The sequence below is a fragment of the Ereboglobus luteus genome, assembly GCF_003096195.1.
GTDB classification, from domain to species: Bacteria; Verrucomicrobiota; Verrucomicrobiia; order Opitutales; family Opitutaceae; genus Ereboglobus; species Ereboglobus luteus.
Genome location: NZ_CP023004.1, coordinates 1,384,568 through 1,402,119 on the forward strand (window position 1 = coordinate 1,384,568; position 17,552 = coordinate 1,402,119).

General features: G+C 60.3%; 14 protein-coding genes. 7 read left to right on the top strand and 7 right to left on the bottom strand.

Annotation, left to right across the window (positions count from 1 at the left end; translation table 11 throughout):
- The first annotated feature begins 17 nt into the window (after window positions 1-17).
- On the top strand, window positions 18-578 hold the full coding sequence (locus tag CKA38_RS15305) for a hypothetical protein (protein ID WP_152032685.1): 561 nt from the start codon (window positions 18-20) through the stop codon (window positions 576-578).
- Between the two features lie 200 nt (window positions 579-778).
- Here CKA38_RS15305 and CKA38_RS05020 read toward each other — a convergent pair whose 3' ends face one another.
- Window positions 779-1,819 (bottom strand): Mrp/NBP35 family ATP-binding protein, encoded by a 1,041-nt coding sequence (locus CKA38_RS05020; RefSeq protein WP_108826425.1) that lies wholly within the window; start codon window positions 1,817-1,819, stop codon window positions 779-781.
- Window positions 1,820-1,936: 117 nt separating this feature from the next.
- Between CKA38_RS05020 and CKA38_RS05025 the strand changes: the two genes are divergently transcribed.
- Window positions 1,937-3,184: a PD40 domain-containing protein gene (locus CKA38_RS05025; RefSeq protein WP_108824513.1), complete on the top strand. Its 1,248-nt coding sequence runs from the start codon at window positions 1,937-1,939 to the stop codon at window positions 3,182-3,184.
- 165 nt (window positions 3,185-3,349) lie between these two features.
- Complete coding sequence (gene prmC / locus CKA38_RS05030; RefSeq protein ID WP_108824514.1) at window positions 3,350-4,219, top strand: peptide chain release factor N(5)-glutamine methyltransferase; 870 nt, start codon at window positions 3,350-3,352, stop codon at window positions 4,217-4,219.
- A gap of 15 nt (window positions 4,220-4,234) precedes the next feature.
- Here the strand turns inward: prmC and CKA38_RS05035 are convergent, their stop codons facing one another.
- The 4 genes from CKA38_RS05035 to CKA38_RS05050 all read right to left on the bottom strand — a co-directional run bounded on the left by CKA38_RS05035 (window position 4,235) and on the right by CKA38_RS05050 (window position 8,770).
- Complete coding sequence (locus CKA38_RS05035) at window positions 4,235-6,808, bottom strand: AsmA-like C-terminal region-containing protein (RefSeq protein ID WP_108824515.1); 2,574 nt, start codon at window positions 6,806-6,808, stop codon at window positions 4,235-4,237.
- Window positions 6,809-6,858: 50 nt separating this feature from the next.
- Complete coding sequence (locus CKA38_RS05040; protein WP_108824516.1) at window positions 6,859-7,119, bottom strand: hypothetical protein; 261 nt, start codon at window positions 7,117-7,119, stop codon at window positions 6,859-6,861.
- A 213-nt stretch (window positions 7,120-7,332) separates the two neighbouring features.
- Window positions 7,333-8,244 (bottom strand): PocR ligand-binding domain-containing protein, encoded by a 912-nt coding sequence (locus CKA38_RS05045; protein ID WP_108824517.1) that lies wholly within the window; start codon window positions 8,242-8,244, stop codon window positions 7,333-7,335.
- A 220-nt stretch (window positions 8,245-8,464) separates the two neighbouring features.
- The gene (locus tag CKA38_RS05050; protein WP_108824518.1) at window positions 8,465-8,770 is read right to left on the bottom strand and encodes an RNA recognition motif domain-containing protein; all 306 of its coding nucleotides are present in this window, start codon (window positions 8,768-8,770) and stop codon (window positions 8,465-8,467) included.
- A 336-nt stretch (window positions 8,771-9,106) separates the two neighbouring features.
- On the opposite strand from CKA38_RS05050, the gene lysS reads away from it, so the two are divergent.
- From lysS to CKA38_RS05070, 4 genes are all read left to right on the top strand, one after another.
- Complete coding sequence (lysS, locus tag CKA38_RS05055) at window positions 9,107-10,615, top strand: lysine--tRNA ligase (RefSeq protein ID WP_108824519.1); 1,509 nt, start codon at window positions 9,107-9,109, stop codon at window positions 10,613-10,615.
- A 127-nt stretch (window positions 10,616-10,742) separates the two neighbouring features.
- Window positions 10,743-11,975, top strand: a complete 1,233-nt coding sequence (locus tag CKA38_RS05060; protein WP_108824520.1) for an ABC transporter permease — start codon at window positions 10,743-10,745, stop codon at window positions 11,973-11,975.
- 40 nt (window positions 11,976-12,015) lie between these two features.
- A complete protein-coding gene (locus CKA38_RS05065) occupies window positions 12,016-12,681 on the top strand; it encodes an ABC transporter ATP-binding protein (RefSeq protein WP_108824521.1) in 666 nt (221 codons plus the stop codon).
- Window positions 12,682-12,698: 17 nt separating this feature from the next.
- Window positions 12,699-13,706: a Gfo/Idh/MocA family protein gene (locus tag CKA38_RS05070; RefSeq protein WP_108824522.1), complete on the top strand. Its 1,008-nt coding sequence runs from the start codon at window positions 12,699-12,701 to the stop codon at window positions 13,704-13,706.
- 237 nt (window positions 13,707-13,943) lie between these two features.
- Here the strand turns inward: CKA38_RS05070 and CKA38_RS15950 are convergent, their stop codons facing one another.
- Window positions 13,944-15,389, bottom strand: coding sequence for a S41 family peptidase (locus tag CKA38_RS15950; protein WP_338031105.1), 1,446 nt, complete (start codon window positions 15,387-15,389; stop codon window positions 13,944-13,946).
- Window positions 15,317-17,335, bottom strand: coding sequence for a S41 family peptidase (locus CKA38_RS16295; RefSeq protein WP_236919160.1), 2,019 nt, complete (start codon window positions 17,333-17,335; stop codon window positions 15,317-15,319). Before CKA38_RS16295 ends, CKA38_RS15950 begins: the two co-directional genes overlap by 73 nt.
- Between the last annotated feature and the right edge of the window lie 217 nt (window positions 17,336-17,552).

Here is a 17,552-nt window from a genome sequence, read left to right on the forward strand (position 1 = left end):
TCGCCTAAATAACAAAAATGAAAAGCATCACTATATTATTATTAATTATTAGCTTTCCATTAACAGTGTTGTGTGAAAATGCAGATCCACGCGTAACGCTCACCATGAATATTGTGGATGGTTATGCTCGTGGTGTTTTAGTAAACCAAACACAAAATATTATTAAGTATCACCCTGATGTATCAAAAAAAGCAATATATAATGTCCCAGCTTGCTTCTCAGTCTTCTATAAATTGAAAAATTCTGACGAAGAATTTGGGCCATATAAAGTAAAACCAACTGGATTTGAAATGCGAAAGAGAGGGCCTGATGGTAAATTCAGTCTTAATTATTCTAATATCGATTCGAATTCTCAAGTTGTGTATTCTGGGAAGGCAAAACTTTTTTTAGAATATTTATCAAGATGGAAAATAGTCGATTTGGAGAATGTAAATGTTGTTCGAATTGAATGTGGTGTTGATATTCGACTTGAATCGCCAACGAGTGCAACAGATTACACGATTAAACAAACTACACCATGGTATACAGTGAAAAAAAATGCAGAAAACGTTTTTGAATTCGATACGCCTATAGAATAAAAGGAATAAAGCAAAACTGGGGCAATCCAAGACTTGTTAATTTTTTCATAATGAGAAGGCAAAAGGAGCCGGACCGGGCTGAGTATTTTTGATTTTGAGGGGTGCCTTGAAATAAAAAGACACAGGCTTTTTTGCACATGCCACGAGCAACGCGCATTTATCCATCAAGGGGCCTCGGTCGCGTGGTGGCTACATTCACCTCAACCCAGCAACGCCGTGCCGATTTTTCGGAATGTCATCGCGGCCTCGCTTTGCGGCGCGCTCACCACGATTGGCGCGCCCGAGTCGCCGCCCTCGCGGATTTCCGGTTGTATCGGCACCTGCCCGAGCAGTGGCGCGCCGAGTGACTCCGCCGTTTTTGCGCCGCCGCCGCTGCCGAATAACTCGTGCCTCAATCCCGCCGGATCGGTGAACCAGCTCATGTTTTCCGCGACTCCGAGCACGGGCACGTTCACTTTTTGAAACATCAGGCCGCCACGGCGCGCCACTTGGGTCGCGGCGAGTTGCGGCGTGGTCACGATGACCGCGCCGTCGAGCGGCAGCGTTTGCACGAGGGAGAGTTGCGCGTCGCCCGTGCCCGGCGGCAGGTCGACCAGGAGCACGTCGAGCTCGCCCCATTTCACGTTTTGCACGAATTGCTGCACGGCCTTCATGATCATCGGGCCGCGCCAGACAACGGGCGTGTTTTCGTCCACCAGAAAACCCATGCTCATCACCTTCACGCCGTGGTTTTCCAAGGGAATAATGAAGTTGTCGTCCTCGACATACGGGCGTCCCGAAATCCCCATCATCAGCGGCACGGACGGACCGTAAATGTCGCAATCCATCAGTCCCACGCGTCCCGGGCGACCGCGCTCGGCGAGCAGTTGCGCAATCGCGCACGCGAGGTTCACCGAGAAAGTCGACTTGCCCACGCCGCCTTTTCCGGAGGCGATGGCGATGGAGCGGCTGATGCCCGCCGGGGCCGCGCTGGCGGCGGCTTGCGCGGGGGCGTTTGCGGGCGGCGCGATTTCAACCTCGATGAGCGTGTCGTTCACGCCCGGCTGCGCGCGCAGGCATTTGTCCACCTCGGTCTTGATAAACTGCGCCACTTTTGGGTCGGAGGTGGTCAGCGCGAGCGACACCTTTGCGACTCCATCCGCAAAACCGGCGCCGCGCACCAGTCCGAACGAAACGATGTCGCGGCTGAAACCGGGATATTTCACTTGTTTGAGAACTTCTTTGATTGAGTCGGAGGTCACGTTGGGAAATGTGAATAATTTTTTGGCGATTTCGACTGTTTTGACATTGTTAATGACGCCCAGCCAGTAAATAGAAATGGGCTGCAACAACGCCTCCCGAGGCAACACACTTTTTTCATGAAACATAACTTCGCACTTTCCCTTCTCATCCTCGCAACCGCCGCGACATCCGCCTTCGCGCAAAAACCCGGCGGCCAGCCCGTCACTGTTTACGATCTCGACTCGCTCCAAAAAAACACAGTGCCCATCGTGATCGCGGGCGACACGCAACTCGCCGCCTACGCGCACAAGGCCTTCGAGTCGCACGGCCGCTACTCGCGCGTCACCAGCGGCGGCGATTTCACGCTCACTTTCTCGCCCGTCTCGGCCACGCAGGTTCGCGTCGATATTGCCAAAAAAGGCTCGCCCACCATCACCACTGTCACCGCCGGTGGCGCGGATGCGCGTGACGCCCTCTACCGCGCCGCCGACGCCGCCGTGAAAAACACCAGCGGCACCAGCGGCTACTTCACCTCCCGGCTCGCCTTCGTCAGCAACAACACCGGCAAGGACGAAATCTACGTCAGCGACCTTTTTCTCAACGAAGCGCGCGCCGTCACCAACCAGCGCGCCAGCATCCTCATGCCTCGCTGGTCGCCCGACGGCTCCCGCATTCTCTACACGAGCCTTTTCAGGAGCAACTCGCCCGATCTCTTCCAACTCGATTTGCGCTCCGGCCGCTGGACCACCTACGCCGATTACAAGGGCACCAACATGGGCGCCCGTTACAGCCCCGACGGCTCGCGCGTTGTCTTCGTGATCGGCCACACCAACGACACTCACGGCCTCTACATCGGCACGCCGGACGGCCGCGCCAAACCCAGGTCCATCCTGAATTCGCCCGACGCCAAATCCTCGCCCTGCTTCTCGCCCGACGGCCAGCGCATCGTGTTTGCGATGGCCTACGGTTCCAGCCCGCAGCTCTACATTATGCCCGCCGGCGGTGGCACGCCCGAGCGCATCAAGACCGGCGCGAGCTACAGCGCCGAGCCCGATTGGAGCCAGGCAAACCCGAACCTTATCGTGTTCACCGCCAGGCGGAACGGCGCCTTCTGCATCGGCGTGTATGATCTTTCGACAAAAAAGACGCGCTTCATCACGCCGAAAACATCCACCGGCGCGGTGATCAGGGGCGATTTCCTCGAACCCTCGTGGCTGCCCGACGGGCGTCACGTCGTCTGCACCTCGCGCCCCTCGGGCGACCAGCGCTACCTCTACATCCTCGACACCGTGGAAAGCCCAGATGGCGAGGAAAAGGCGCACAACCGCGCCACAAAAATCAGCGCCCTGCGCGCCGAGCACGCCAGCGTGCTGCCGCAGCCGTAAGCGCGGCAGCCGGCCTTTTGGCTTTTTGGCAGGGCGGTTGGCGTTCGAAAAACCCGGCGCGTCCGCCGCAGACACAGCTTTCATTTAAGCTGCCTTAAATCGCACCGGCCGTCTCCGTGCTCCGTTGACTACGGAGCGCACATTCACCCATGCTGCGCGCGTTCCATGCTCTCAGTTCTCGAAATCATCAAAAAGACGACCGATTTTTTTGCCACCAAGGGAATCGAGTCCGCGCGCCTCGACGCGGAATTGTTGATCGGGCACTCGCTTGGATTGAAGCGCATGCAGCTTTATTTGCAATTTGAGCGGCTGCTGACCGAGGCGGAGCTGGAAAAAATGCGCGCGCTTGTGCGGCGGCGCGCGGCGCGCGAGCCATTGCAATACATCACGGGCGAAGTGGAGTGGGGCGGCGTCAAGCTCAAGGTGGACAGGCGCGCGCTGATCCCGCGTCCCGAGACGGAATTGCTGTTCGAGATCGCGCTCGAGGTTGCGGGTGCTGCGCGCCCAGAAACCGCGGCGACGGCGGAAAACATCCTCGACTTGGGAACGGGAACGGGCGCGCTCGCGCTCGCGCTGGCAAAGGCGCGCCCCGATGCGCGCGTGCTTGCCGCGGATGCGAGTGATGACGCGCTTGCGCTCGCCCGTGAAAACGCCGCCGCGCTCAGTCTGGACGCGCGTGTTTCATTTTTAAAATCGGACTGGTTTGGCGCGGTTCCCGCCGGCGAGAAGTTTGATTTGATTGTTTCCAATCCGCCTTATTTGACGCGGGAGGAAATCGCCGAAACGGAGCCCGAGGTGAGGCAGTTCGAGCCGCACTCCGCGCTCGTGGCGGCGGACGACGGATGCGCGGATTTGCTGAAAATCATTTCGGGCGCGCCGGCGTTTCTCAAGCCCGGCGGCGTGCTTGCGCTCGAAACGGGAATCGCCCAGCACGCCGCGCTTCTCGCCGCGTGCGCGGATGCGGGTTTTGCGCGAAGCGAATCGCGCCAGGACTTGACGAAACGCGACCGGTTTGTGATCGCGTGGCGGGGGTAGGGGGCTTTTGGGGCGTTATTCCTTGGCTGCCGGAGGCGCGGATGTTTCGGCGGGCGTTTCCGTTGACAAAGGTTGGGGCTCGGGCGTGGCGGGCGGCTTTTCTTGATTGTCGGCATCCTTTGATTTTTTTGCGTGCTCCTGCTCGAGCGATTCGGTGTCGCCGCTCTTGCCGATGAGCGTGCGCAGGAGGCTTGTCGGGCCGTAGCTGAAACGCCACTTTGGCGCGTCGAGCGAGCCGGTCAGCCGCAGCTCGGTCAGGTGCGTGACCGGCACGAGCAGAAAACCGAGCCCCTTGCCGATGATGCCCCTGCTCTCGGAAAGCGGATAAACCTTGGCGGTGAGGTTGGCGAAGCGGGTGTCGAGCGTGTATTCGCCACTCAGTTTCACATGCGCCTTTTGTCCCGTGAGCACGGCCTCGGGAATGAAGACGCGTCGTCCGTCGAGGGTGAAATTGAACTGGCCGTCCGTGAGGTTTAGCGACGTGAAATTGAGCACCTTGACATCGCGCAACGCCTGCGAGAGCTCGCCGAAAATGTTGATGTTAACGAGCTCGGCGCCGGAAACCTCCGCGCTTCCGTTACCCTTGAAACTGAGGTCGTTGTTCAAAAAGCCGTCGGCGGAAAAACGAAGGTCCAACTGGGCGCTCGCGGGCTGGTTGTAGTGTTCGTCCGGCGGCGCGGCCACGCCGCGTTTGCGGGCTGATATTTCCTCAACCATTTGGAACGCCTGTCCAAAACTCGCGCCGTTGAGATTCATGTCGAAGCCGAGCCGCCGCGCGTTGTCCGCGCCGGAGATCTGCGCCTTGATGTTGAGGTGCCCGCCGGCGAATTGCGTGCGCAGCCGTTCGATGGTAAAGGCGTCGTCGCGAACGCGCAGACTTGCGGAGAGACTTGTCAGCGGGATGTGCTCGTAGCTGAACGCGCCGTCGCCCTCCACTTCCACGTCGATCAGCGTGTGCTCGCCGCGCGGCGCGGCCGGGCCGTCGATGCGTCCGGCCGCGCGCAGTCGTGTCGGCGGTTTGGCGAAGCGCACCGGCGAAAGGCTGTCCGCCAGTGTGGGCGAAATTGCCGGCGCCACGGCGACGGGGTCGATGTTTTCACCCTTGAAGTCGAATACGGTCAGCAGCGCAAGGTCGTCCGGCGCGGTGTCCTGATGGGTGAACGTGCCGCGCGCGTAACCGCTGCCGCGCCTCGCGAAAAGATCGAGCGCGTCGTAATAATCGGGTCTCACGAAAAGTGTGAGCAGCACGTGGTCGAACGCGACTTTTTCGTAAGTGAAGCTGGCGGCGTCCGCGAAGACAAACACGCGCACTAAGTTTGTGTTTTTCCAGTTTCCGCGCACATCCACATCGCCGTAGGGCGGCGGGTCGTTGAAGGTGAAATCGTTCCAGAACCGCGGCCACCATTTTCCAAACCAGCCGTTGATCGCGGGCGGGCGCAGCCTGCCGGTCAGCAGAAAGCGGAAGTCGAGCGTCTTGAAATTCGTTTCAAAGCTGCCGCGCGCAAAACTCTCCCCGACTGATGCCGACGCCGGCGAAAAGACGATCTCACTTTTTGCGTGATCATACGCAAACGTGCCGCGCGCGCGGTCCACCGCCACGTTGTCGGCGTTGATCGGCCCGATGTCGAGCGTGCCGCGCGCGCCCGCGAAACGCCATCCCGCGTCAAGCCGCGCCGTGGCGTCGATTTCAATCGGGCGCGCGGGTTTCAGGATTTCGCCAAGGTCGTAATTCACCTCGCGGGAGATCGCGTCGATATGCAGCGGCGTCGCGCGGGTGCTGATGCGCGCGTCCGCTTTTTTCTCCGCAAAATCAACCTGCGTTTCAAGCGCGACCGGCTCCCCCAGCACCCGTGTCGTGACGCCTGCCCGCAGCGTTTGCGGAAAACGCCCGGTCACGCGCGCCGTGATTGAGTGCGCGGTGACGCCGCGAGCCTCGAGCGAATCCGCCGCGCAGGACAGCGACAGGTTTACGGAAGGCGTGACGCCCGATGCCATGGCTTCCCGGCTGCCGGGGGAAAAAATATCCGCCATCGGCATGGTGAGCCGCAGGCGCGCGTTGCGCGCGCGCATGGTGTTTTCGATGTCCGCGCTTGCGGTTGAAAGTTGAACGCTGAAATCGCGCGCCCGCGGATTCGAAACCAGGCTTCCCACGTCCACGGTTGTGCGCGCGAGCAGCGGGCCGAGCGCGATTTTTGAGGCGGAAAAAATCGAGGCGTCCGCGTCCGCCCGCCTGATGTCCCCTGGATACAGGCCTCCGCATATGAGCTCGACGCGGGCGGAGGCAATTTCCTCCGCGTCGGGGGTGAATGTTATGTCGAGCACCGGGTTGTCGAGCGCGTCGAGCCACGGTGTCCATGCGTTGAGTTTGCGCACGGTTTTGAGATAGGAGGCGATTGCATCCGAGAGCGCTTCCGCGCTGTTGCGCCTTTTGGCGCGCGCTTTTGGAATCACCAGCTCGCCGCGGCAAATCACAGCCAGGTTGCCGACGCGCGCCGACAGGCTCTTGATGGAAAGCACGGACGACTTGAGCTCCACCTCCGCGTTTATCCCGTCGACCGCGGCCGCGTTGGTGCCGTCGTTCGAGAACATCGCGGGCACGCGAAGGCTCGCGCCGTCGATGCGGGGCGAGATGTTGTGCGTCAGCAGCGTGTAGGGGTTATTTCGAACCGCACCGCGTTTGCCGTGAGCACCGGGTCGGGATGCAGGTTGGAAAACAGCCTCAGGTCGCGCACCACCACGTGTCCCGACGGATCGCAATGGATCGCGCCGAACGTGAAGCGCAGCCCGTGCTCCGCCAGCCGCTGCTCGGCCTTGCGCAGCACCGCGTGGGGAATCGTGATTTCATCGACGGTCGCGATGCGCGCCTGCACAAGAAGCAGCGCCGCCAGCGCCAGCCACAACGCCCAAAGCGCAATCGTGCCAACCCAACGGAGGCATCCGCGGCAAATTCGCCCGGCAAAATGTGGAGGTTTCGATTTCAGAAAAAAAGACGCGTTGGAGTGGGTTGAAAAAACAACGCATTGGACAATGCGAACCCTCGCGGGATCAAGGTCAAGTTGCGGGGGCCGGCCGGCCTGTCATCCTGGTTTTTCATGGGACGCCCCGCGCTTTTTTCAACGCGCCGGAATCATCGGATGCAGCTGGTTGCGATAGTTTGTGGGCGAGCAGCCCTCGAGTTTGCGAAACACGCGGTTGAATTGCGAAAGCGACTGGAACCCCGCCTCGAACGCCGCCTCGCTCACGCGCTTGTGCGGGTTGAGCAGCAGGTTTTTCACCTTTTCCACGCGCACGCGCGCCAGGTAGTCGGTGAACGTCATGCCCGTGGACTTCTTGAACATCTTGCAAAAATAAAACGCGCTTGTGTTCACCGAATGGGCCACTTGCGCGAGCGTGAGGTCGTCGTCCTGGTGCTCATGGATGAAGTTGCGCGCCCTTGTGATGACGGGTGACTCGGCGTGCTCCTCCTGCACCATGAGCCGGTTGCTGATCGCGGCGAGATGCTGCGCAAAAACCGCGAGCAGCCTCAGGATTGCGTCGTATTGTTTTTTTGGGACCACGCGGCTTTGATGATAGGCGGCGGCGACGGGTTTTATGTCGATTTCAACTCCCCATTTTGCGAGTTGCCGCGCGACCCGGTCGAATTGCCCCGGCAGCGGTTTTTGGAAAAACACCTGCCCGGTTTGCAAAAAAGCCAGCACGTTTTCACCCACGCGGATCGGCACCGCCGAGTCATAAAGTCCGGCGAAACATTTTAATGTGGCCGGTTCGCGCTGCGCCTGCTGCTCGACCTCGCGCTGCAGTTGCAGGCACGCCGAGCATGAGTGGTTCGACTTGGCCATGAGCGCGCAAAACGGGTTTTGCCTCGGATCGTTTGCGTGGTGCAAGTCAAACGACTCGACCGGCCGCAGGCTCAACGGCAGCCCTGTCGCGTCGCGAAACGCTTGCGCGAAGTCCCGATAGATTTGCGACTGCTTGAACTGCGTCACAAGCATCCGGCTGCGCTTGGGATTGTCAGCGGCGTCCATGTGGGAAAGAGTTTGTTGTGCGAATGAATGACTGCGCATAAAGTGCCAACAATCTCCCGCTGAAAAGCAAAATATGCGCCATGCCTCCTTGGGCACGACAAATCATTTGCCGCATTTTTTGTCGTGCCGGCCCAAACGGACGCAAAAAAAGGGCGCGCATTGAGCGCGCCCTTTTTCAACCGATTTAACCGATAGACACTATCAAAAAGCTGGATTGCGCTTAGCGCTGCCAGGATCGCTCGCTGCCGCCGCCGGCAAAAATGCGCTGGCGCACCTCCTTCGGGCGCGCCTCGCTGACGGAGAGCGCCCGCCCGCCCAATTCGTGGCCGTTAAAACGCTCGATCGCGGTGCGCGCGTCCTCGGGCGAGGACATGTTGACAAACGCGAATCCGCGCGAGCGTCCGGTGATCTTGTCGCATATCAGATCGACAGCCGATACTGCGCCGACCTGTGAAAACAGGTCTTGCACTTCGTGCGCCATGGTGGCGAACGGAAGATTTCCTACATAGAGTTTTGTGGTGGTCATGGGTTTTTTTAGAATATGCCGCCGCCCGACCTCACGCCACTCCGCCCGCCGTGTTGCGAAACACCATCAAGGTTTTAGGCCCGTTTGGTGATCCGGAGCGCGCAATATCAAACACCAGCGGGAAAAAAATTGTTTCATCACACGCAATATCAAGTGCATTAGGCAAAGCGCGCGGATTTGATAAAAATGAAACAAATATTTCATACTATTTTGACAAACCGCGCCCGGCCAACGGTTCCCGGTTCCGTGCCGCGACCGAATCATTCCGGCCATCCGCCGCGATCAATTTCCCATTGCCCAAGCGCGCCACGGACGTCACCGTTTGCGTTTTCATCAATGAGCGACATCCCGACAGACATTTCCCACGACCAGGTTGCCGTGCGCCGGCAAAAACTCGCCGACTTGCGCGCGGCGGGTTTCGATCCGTTTCGCGCCAATTGCGAACAGACGCATTTTTCCGACGACGCCAAAAAATGCTACGTCGAGGGCGAGGACAACGCCGTGCGGCTTTCCGTCGCGGGCCGGCTCGTCACTTTTCGCATTCAGGGCGGCAGCGGGTTCGTCAAGATCCTCGACCAGCAGGGGCAAATTCAGCTTTATGTGAAGCGCGACGTGCTCGGCGTGGACGCCTACGCCGCGTTCAAGAAACTCGACTTCGGCGATTTCATCGGCGTCACGGGCACGCTCTTCAAGACGAAGGCCGGCGAGATCACCGTGCGCGTCGAGAGCTACACGCTCGTGTCGAAGGCGCTGCGCCCGTTGCCCGAAAAATGGCACGGCCTCACAAACGACGAGCAGGTTTACCGCCAGCGTTACCTCGATTTGATCGTCAACGCCGAGTCGCGCAAACGCCTCATGCAGCGCTCGCGCATCATCTCGTATGTCCGCCGTTTTCTTGAGGACCGCAAATTCATCGAGGTCGAGACGCCGATCCTGCAGGGCGTGGCGGGCGGCGCGGCGGCGCGTCCGTTCGAGACGCACCTCAACGCGCTCAACATCGACTTCGTGCTGCGCATCTCGCTGGAGCTTTATTTGAAGCGCATGCTCGTCGGCGGCTACGACCGCGTGTTCGAGCTCGGGCGCAACTTCCGCAACGAGGGCATGGACCGCAAGCACAACCCCGAGTTCACCATGCTCGAAGTCTACCAGGCCTACAGCGACTACCGCGGCATGATGACGCTCGTGCGCGATTTGTTCCAGGGGCTTTGCCGCGACGTGATCGGCTCGGACACGATCAAGTTCACCGACAAGGACGGCAACACGCACGACATCAACTTCGCCGGCGAGTGGCGCGAGGTGCGCTACAAGGACCTCATCACGCAATTCACCGGCGACGCGAACTGGTTCGGTCGCTCGAAGGACGAAAAAATCGCCTACTGCAAAAGCATCGACCTCTTCGTTGACCCGACGTGGGAGGACTTCGAAGTCACCAACGAAATTTTCTCCAAGAAAATCGAGCACACGCTCATCCAGCCGACCTTCGTCACGCACCTGCCGAAGGAGCTTTGCCCGCTCGCAAAAATAAACCTCGAGGACCCGAGCGTGATCGACGTGTTCGAGCTGACCATCGGCGGCATGGAAGTCGCGCCCGCTTACAGCGAGCAAAACGACCCCGACGTGCAGCGCGCGATGTTCGAGGCGCAGGCCGGCGGCGAGCAGCAAAAAGTGGACAACGATTTTCTCCTCGCGCTCGAGCACGGCATGCCGCCCGCCGGCGGCATGGGCATCGGCATCGACCGCCTCTGCATCCTGCTGTCCGCCGCCGACAGCATCCGCGATGTGATTCTTTTCCCACAGTTGCGCCCGAGCGCGGCAACGGCAACTGATTCGGCGCCCGCCGCCTAATGAATAATGGAAAATGTATAATGAAAAATGCACAAGCCGAGCACGCGATTGCACACATGAGTCCGTTCCCATTATACATTCTTCATTATCCATTTTTCATTAGCGGCGGCAACGCCGCCGCGTGACCATGCCCTGGTATCTCTACCTCGCCTTCAAGCAGCTTTTCCCGTCGGGGAGGTGGATGACGTTTTTCACGTGCATCTCGACACTGGGCGTGTTTCTCGGTGTGTGGATGCTCATTATCATCATCGGCGTGATGAGCGGTTTCGGCTTCAAATACGGCCGGATGATCATTGACACGGGCGGCGAAATTCAGGTGCGCGGCGCGTTCATCGAGAATCCGGAGCGGATTCAGGAAATCATCAACAAAGTGCCCGGCGTTGTCGCGAGCACGCCGACCGCCGAGGGCATCGTGATGATCGAGCACCAGGGCAGGCCGGGTTATCCGGGCATCGTCGGCGTGGCCCCGGAAAGTGTTGAGAAAGTGATTCCCATTTCAAAATACCTGCGCGAAGGCTCCATGGCGGATCTCGACGACGACGCGGTGGTTTTGAGCGCGGGGCTTGCCGCCTCGATCAGCGCGCGCGTCGGCTCGAAAGTCACCGTGGTAAGCCCGCTCACGCTCGAACGCCTGAGCCAGGACGCCTACATGATGCCAACCGAGCTGACGGTCGCGGGCGTTTACGAATTCGGGCACCAGCAACTCGACAAGTCGGTCGCCATCGTGACGCTCCGCCGCATGCAGGATCTCTACGGGCTCGGCGAGGGCGCATACGGCGTCAACGTGCGCATCGCGCCCGATGCCGATGTCGATGCTATCGCGGGTGAAATCAACGCCTCCTTGCCGCCGGGCAGCCGGATGCGCGCGCGCACATGGATGCAGTCGGGCGAGGCGTTTCTCTTCGCGCTCAAGATCGAGCGCCTCATGATCATCCTGATCGTGTCGATGGTGGTTTTTGTCGTGGCGTTCCTGGTGACGGCGATGCTGCTTGTCGCCGTGGCGCACAAGACGCGCGAAATCGGGCTCTACGGCGCGCTCGGCGCGTCGCCGTGGCAGTCGGCCATGTGCTTTTGTTTTCAGGGCGTGATTGTCGGCGTGATCGGCACCGCGCTCGGAGTGTCGATCGGCCTGCTCACGCTTGCCAACATCGACCCGATCGCGCGGCTCATCGCGCGGCTTACCGGCAACTGGGATTTGCTCGTGGAGATTTATGAATTCACCAAGGTGCCCGCGCACATCACCGGCGCGGACATTGCGATCATCTGCGCCTTCGCCATCGGCATGTCCACGCTCGCCGGCCTTGTCGCCGCGTGGCGCGCCGCAAAACTCAAACCCGTGGAGGCGATGCGCAGTGAGTAAAATTTTCAAAAACACGCAACAAGGTGACGCAGGCCCGCGCATGAGCGCTCCCGTTTTAAGCGCCCGCGCCTTGCGCAAAACCTACAGGAGCGGCAATCGCGAGCTGGAGGTTTTTCACGATGTCGATTTCCATATCAACGCCGGCGAGAGCGTGAGCATTCGCGGCGAATCAGGCTCGGGGAAATCCACACTGCTCAACCTCCTCGCCGCGCTCGACAACGCCGATGCCGGCACGCTCTCGTGGGATGGTTTTCCAAAAATTGACAACGCCGCGCGCGGCCGGTTTCTCGGTATCATCTTCCAGGCGTTTTACCTGATTCCCGAGCTCAACGCGCTTGAAAACATCCTCATGGCCCGGCGAATCGCGGGCAATGCTGACAACGCCGCGCGTTCACGCGCCGCCGAACTGCTCGCGCGCGTGGGATTGAAGGATCGCGGGCACCATTTGCCCTCGCAACTCTCCGGCGGCGAGCGCCAGCGTGTCGCCGTCGCCCGCGCGCTCATGAACTCGCCGCGCCTCGTCCTTGCCGACGAGCCGACCGGCAACCTCGACGAAAAAACCGCCGACAGCGTCATGGACCTCCTGCTCGGCATCTGCGCCGAGACAAACACCGCGCTCGTGCTCGTCACACACAACCCGCTTTACGCGCAACGCACCGCGCGCGAATACTTTTTGCACGAAGGAACCTTGCGCTCCGTGCGCTAAAACCACGACAAAATCTCATGCTGAAATTCTTCAAAAAAGACGAAAAAATCCGCTGCGGTGTCGTTGGCACCGGCTCGCTCGGCCAGCACCATGCGCGCATTTACGCGGGCATGAAAGGGGTCGATTTTGCCGGCATCTACGAGGCCAACCCCGAGCGCGCGAAGGAAATCTCGGCGCTGCACAATTGCCGCGCGTTTTCATCGCTCGACGAACTCGCCGACGCGTGCGACGCGGTTTCGGTTGTCGTGCCGACCGACAAGCACGCGCAAGTCGCCCTCCCGCTCCTCGCCAAGGGCTGCCACCTGCTCATCGAAAAACCGCTTTGCGCCTCGCTCGAGGAAGCCTCTCAAGTGCTCGCCGCCGCGCAGTCCAACAACTGCCTCGTGCAAGTCGGCCATGTCGAGCACTTCAACCCCGTGATGAGTTTTCTCGAAAAGGAAATCAACCGCCCCGGCTACATCACGACCGAGCGCCTCGGCACCTACCAGACGCGCGGCACAGAGGTGGGCGTCGTGCTCGACCTCATGATTCACGACATCGGCATCGTGCTTGCGCTCGTGAAATCGCCCATCCTGAAAATCGACGCAATGGGCATCAACATCCTCTCCAAAACCGAGGACATTGCCAACGCGCGCATCGAATTTGAAAACGGCTGCGTGGCCAACCTCAGCGCCAGCCGCCTGAGCCTGAAGCGCAACCGCGAAATCCGCGTCTTCCAGGAAAACGCCTACCTCTCGCTCGACTTCATGAACCAGAAGGGTCACCTCGTGAAGAAAAGCGACATCATCGCCTACGGCCTGAAAATGAAAGTCGGCCTGGCGAAGGCGGGCGACGTCAGCTCGATTCCGGTGATCGACATTCCCATCGAAAAAGGCGAGCCGCTCGCGCTCGAATTAAGTTCGTTTGTGAGCAGCGTGCGCGAGGCGAAGCAACCCAAGGTCGGCGCCGCGCTCGGCAAAACCGCGCTCGAAGTCGCCATCACCATCACCGAACAAATCCGCGCCAAGGCGGAGAAGATGAAGTAAAGACGGGTCGCGCGAAAGTGCGCCTTTATACCATTTACGAGCTAGTTTTGGTCTTTAATTGGTAGGGCGTGCTCGCTGAGCGCGCCGAGAATTACGAGAGACAACCCCGGCGGTTGGCAGATGCCGCTTGCGCTCGGTAACGGCGTTTCGAGCGATAGCGGCAATCTTCCAACCGGCCTACCTTTGATGACGCCTAAGGAGTAAACCTTAGGCGTAAATGGGATTACTTCGCCGGTTTCACGGGCCAGGGCGGGGAGGGGGGAGCTTGGGGTTGTTGGTTTTTAGCTCGGCGAGGATTTCCTCGATGGCGCGGTCGAGTTGCTGGTCCTCGCCTTTCATTTCGCGCGCGGGGTCGTTGTCCACCACGATGTCGGGATCGACTCCGTAGCCTTCAATGGGCCACTCCTTGCCGTCCTTTGAGTAGGATGCGTATTGCGGGATGTTCAGGGTGCCGCCATCCATGAAGGGCAGGCTGCTCGTAATGCCCACAATGCCGCCCCAACTGCGCTTGCCGATGAGTTTGCCGAGGCCCATCTCGCGGAAGCGATAGGGGAAGATGTCGCCGTCGGAGGCGGAGTATTCGTCCATGAGCGTGACTTTGGGGCCGAGGTGCATGCCGGCGGGGTTGGTCGCGGGGGTGCCGTTGCGGGCGAGGTTGATCATGACTAGTTCGCGCCGGAGGCGCTCTATTATCATGGGCGAGACGTTGCCGCCGCCGTTGCCGCGCACGTCGATGATGAGAGCCTCCTTTTGGAGCTGCGGGTAGAAGCGGCGCACGAATTCGTTGAGGCCCTCGGGGCCCATGTCGGGGATGTGCAGGTAGCCGACGCGGTCGCCGGTTTTTTTCGCAACGTAGTCGATGTTGTTGAGAACCCAGTTGGTGTAGTAGAGCGGGGCTTCGTCGGCGATGGGAACGATGACGACGTCGCGCGCGTCGTCCGCCGCGGCGTCGGGCTTGGAGGCGAGGCGGAGGGTGACTTGGCTGCCGGCGGTGCCGACGAGCGCGGCGTAGGGGTTGGGCATGTCGCGTGTGGGTTTGCCGTCGATGGCGAGGAGGTAGTCGCCTTCGCGGGCGTTGACGCCGAGTTCGGTGAGCGGGGAGCGCGTGGATTTTTCCCAGTTTTCGCCGCGGAGGATTTTTGTGATTTGATAATAGCCGGTGGCGGTGTCGCGGGTGAGCCGGGCGCCGAGGAGTCCGGTTTGGATGCGATGAGCAATGGCGCGCCTGCCGCCGCCGACGTAGGCGTGGCCGGCGTGGAGCTCGGAGATCATTTCGCCGATGAGGTAGGTGAGGTCGTTGCGCGTGGCGACGTGCGGGAGGAGTTTTGCATATTTGTCACGCTGGGCGGGCCAGTCAACGCCGTGCATGTTGGGTGCATAGAAACAGTCGCGCATTTGGCGCCAACTTTCATTGAAGATTTGCGCCCACTCGGCCCGGCGGTCGATGCGGAGCTGGAGGTTGGAGAGGTCGAGTTTGTCCTTGATGCTGATTTTATCTTTCGGGAGGTCGACGAGGGCGTAGGTGCTTTTGTCGCGGACGAGCATTTTTTTGCCGTCGGCGGTGATTTCGCAGGCGTCGTAGTTGCCGAGTATGGTTTCCTTGCGCTCTTTCAGATTGTAGGCGGCGATGACGGTGCGTGTTTTTTGCGTGGCGCCGAATCCTTCCCCGCCGCCGTCGCCCATGACGGGGCCGCCGGGGCGGCGTTGGTAGAAGACGCGGTCGCCGACCATGCGGAGGTTGGCGTAGTTCGAGGATTCGACGGGGAGCGCGACGATGCGCGAGGCGAGACCGTCGGGATCGAGTTTGGAGGGGGCGGGGCGGATTTTGTGGCACGGGCGACCCGCCCGTGTGGTTTGGGTGGTGCGGACGACTTGTCCGTGCTTGGGGTTGCGGCGTCGGATGGCATGGCCGTGTCGGCCGTGTTTTTCGATCCCACGGGCGAGTCGCCCGTGCCACTCAATCCGACTTCGTCGCTCCGGGGGGCGAGGGGGGACTTGGTTTCCTTGGAGAGGGCGATCATGTAGATGCGCTCCATGTTTTTGTAGGCGTGGTTCCACTCGGTGTCGGAATAAACGGGGTTAAAGTTGCGCGCGCTGGCGAAGAGGAGCCATTGGCCGTCGTCGCTGAAGGCGGGGGAGTTGGCGGCATACCAGCCGTCGGTGGCGTCGGTCGTGGAGCCGTCGGCTGTGTTGAAAATCTTGATGCGCGAGAGCGCGCCGCGCGTCTGGTGCGTCCACGCGATGAGGGCGGAGTCGGGCGACCAGGCGTATTGGCGAATGACGTAGTCGGGGTTGTGCGCGACGAGGGTGATGGTTTTTGTTTCGATATCGATGGTGCGGAGGCGTTGCTCGCGGTCGGTCCAGAGGAGTTTTTTCGAGTCGGGCGACCAGCGGGGCAGGGCGTAGTAGGTGGTGGCGCCGGTGGTGAGTTGCACGGGCTCGCCGGAGCCGTCCTGCGGGCGGATGTAGAGTTCGAATTCACCGGTGGCGTCGGAGAGGTAGGCGATGTGTTTGCCGTCGGGCGACCACGAGGCGTCGCGTTCGTGGGCGGCGGGGGTTTGCGTGAGGTTGCGCACGGGACCGTCCTTGAGCGGCGCGGTGAAAACGTCGCCGTGCGCGGTCACGACGACGCGCTTGCCGTCGGGCGAGGGGCGGACGGAGGAGGGTTTGACTTTTGCGAGCACGGGGCGCGCGGAGGCGAGGTCTTCGCGGATGCTGATGTCGACGGGCGCGGATTTTTCCGTGGCGAGGTTGAGGCGCCAGATTTGCCCGGCGTGCTCATAGACGAGGGATTTTTTTCCGATGGAGGGGAACTTGACGTCGTAGTCGGTGTAATCGGTGAGCTGGCGCGTTTGCTTTTTGGCGGGGTCGTAAACGAAGAGATTGGCGCGGCCGGTGCGCTCGGAGACGAAGTAGATGCGGTTGTTCGGCGCCCACATGGGGAAGAGGTCTTGCGCGGGGTTGTTGGTGATGTTTTCGAGCGCGCCGGTTTTGAGGTCGTAGATCCAGATGTCGTCGGCCATGCCGCCGCGGTAATTTTTCCATGTGCGGAATTCGCGGAAGACGCGGTTGTAGGCGATCTTGGTGTCGTCGGGCGAATAGGTGACGAAGCCGCCGCGCGGCACGGGGAGTTGCACGGGCAGGTTGCCGTCGAGGTTGACGCTCATGAGGTGGCCGATGAACGGGTCCCAACTGCGCCAGCGCGAGCGGTAGGTGATTTCGTCGGCGGTGTTGCGCCAGGTCATGACGATGTTGTCCGGGCCCATGCGGTCGGCGAGATCGTCGCGGCCGAGCGTGGCGGAGTAGGTGAGGCGTTTGGGCGCGCCGCCGTTTGCGGGCATGACGTAGACCTCGGTGTTGCCGTCGTATTGCGCGGTGAAGGCGAGCTGTTTTCCGTCCGCCGAGTAGCGCGGGAAGATTGCGTAGCCCGGCCCGCTGGTGAGGCGTCGCGCGACACCGCCCTTGACGCCCACGGTGTAGAGCTGGCCGGCGTAGGAGAAGGTGATGTCGGTGTCGTTCGTGGCGGGAAAGCGGAGCAGGCGCGTGTCGTTTGCGGGAGTTTGCGCGGAGGCGGCGCAATTGAGATAAAAACAACCGAGGGTAAAAATAAAAACGAAGAGGCGTTTCATAAAAAGATGAGATTTTTAACGGCCGGTGATTTCAATAGTAAACGCAGAAGTGCATGGCATATCATTTGGTTTTGGAATGAAGATTTACACTAGAACGAAAAATCCATCCAGGTAAGCGCGCACGTAAAATGCATTGCCAATTATGAGGTTGCCGCCATTTTCTGCGACAGCTCTGAAACCCTCCCATTATTATGCCTTTTCTCCGCTCCAATTTTAT

Coding starts and splice junctions, on each gene's coding strand:
- CKA38_RS15305 (WP_152032685.1), top strand. CDS start 18: ATGAAAAGCATCACTATATTATTATTAATTATTAGCTTTCCATTAACA.
- CKA38_RS05025 (WP_108824513.1), top strand. CDS start 1,937: ATGAAACATAACTTCGCACTTTCCCTTCTCATCCTCGCAACCGCCGCG.
- prmC (WP_108824514.1), top strand. CDS start 3,350: ATGCTCTCAGTTCTCGAAATCATCAAAAAGACGACCGATTTTTTTGCC.
- CKA38_RS05035 (WP_108824515.1), bottom strand. CDS start 6,808: ATGTTCTCGAACGACGGCACCAACGCGGCCGCGGTCGACGGGATAAAC.
- CKA38_RS05045 (WP_108824517.1), bottom strand. CDS start 8,244: ATGGACGCCGCTGACAATCCCAAGCGCAGCCGGATGCTTGTGACGCAG.
- CKA38_RS05050 (WP_108824518.1), bottom strand. CDS start 8,770: ATGACCACCACAAAACTCTATGTAGGAAATCTTCCGTTCGCCACCATG.
- lysS (WP_108824519.1), top strand. CDS start 9,107: ATGAGCGACATCCCGACAGACATTTCCCACGACCAGGTTGCCGTGCGC.
- CKA38_RS05060 (WP_108824520.1), top strand. CDS start 10,743: ATGCCCTGGTATCTCTACCTCGCCTTCAAGCAGCTTTTCCCGTCGGGG.
- CKA38_RS05065 (WP_108824521.1), top strand. CDS start 12,016: ATGAGCGCTCCCGTTTTAAGCGCCCGCGCCTTGCGCAAAACCTACAGG.
- CKA38_RS05070 (WP_108824522.1), top strand. CDS start 12,699: ATGCTGAAATTCTTCAAAAAAGACGAAAAAATCCGCTGCGGTGTCGTT.
- CKA38_RS15950 (WP_338031105.1), bottom strand. CDS start 15,389: ATGGGCGACGGCGGCGGGGAAGGATTCGGCGCCACGCAAAAAACACGC.
- CKA38_RS16295 (WP_236919160.1), bottom strand. CDS start 17,335: ATGAAACGCCTCTTCGTTTTTATTTTTACCCTCGGTTGTTTTTATCTC.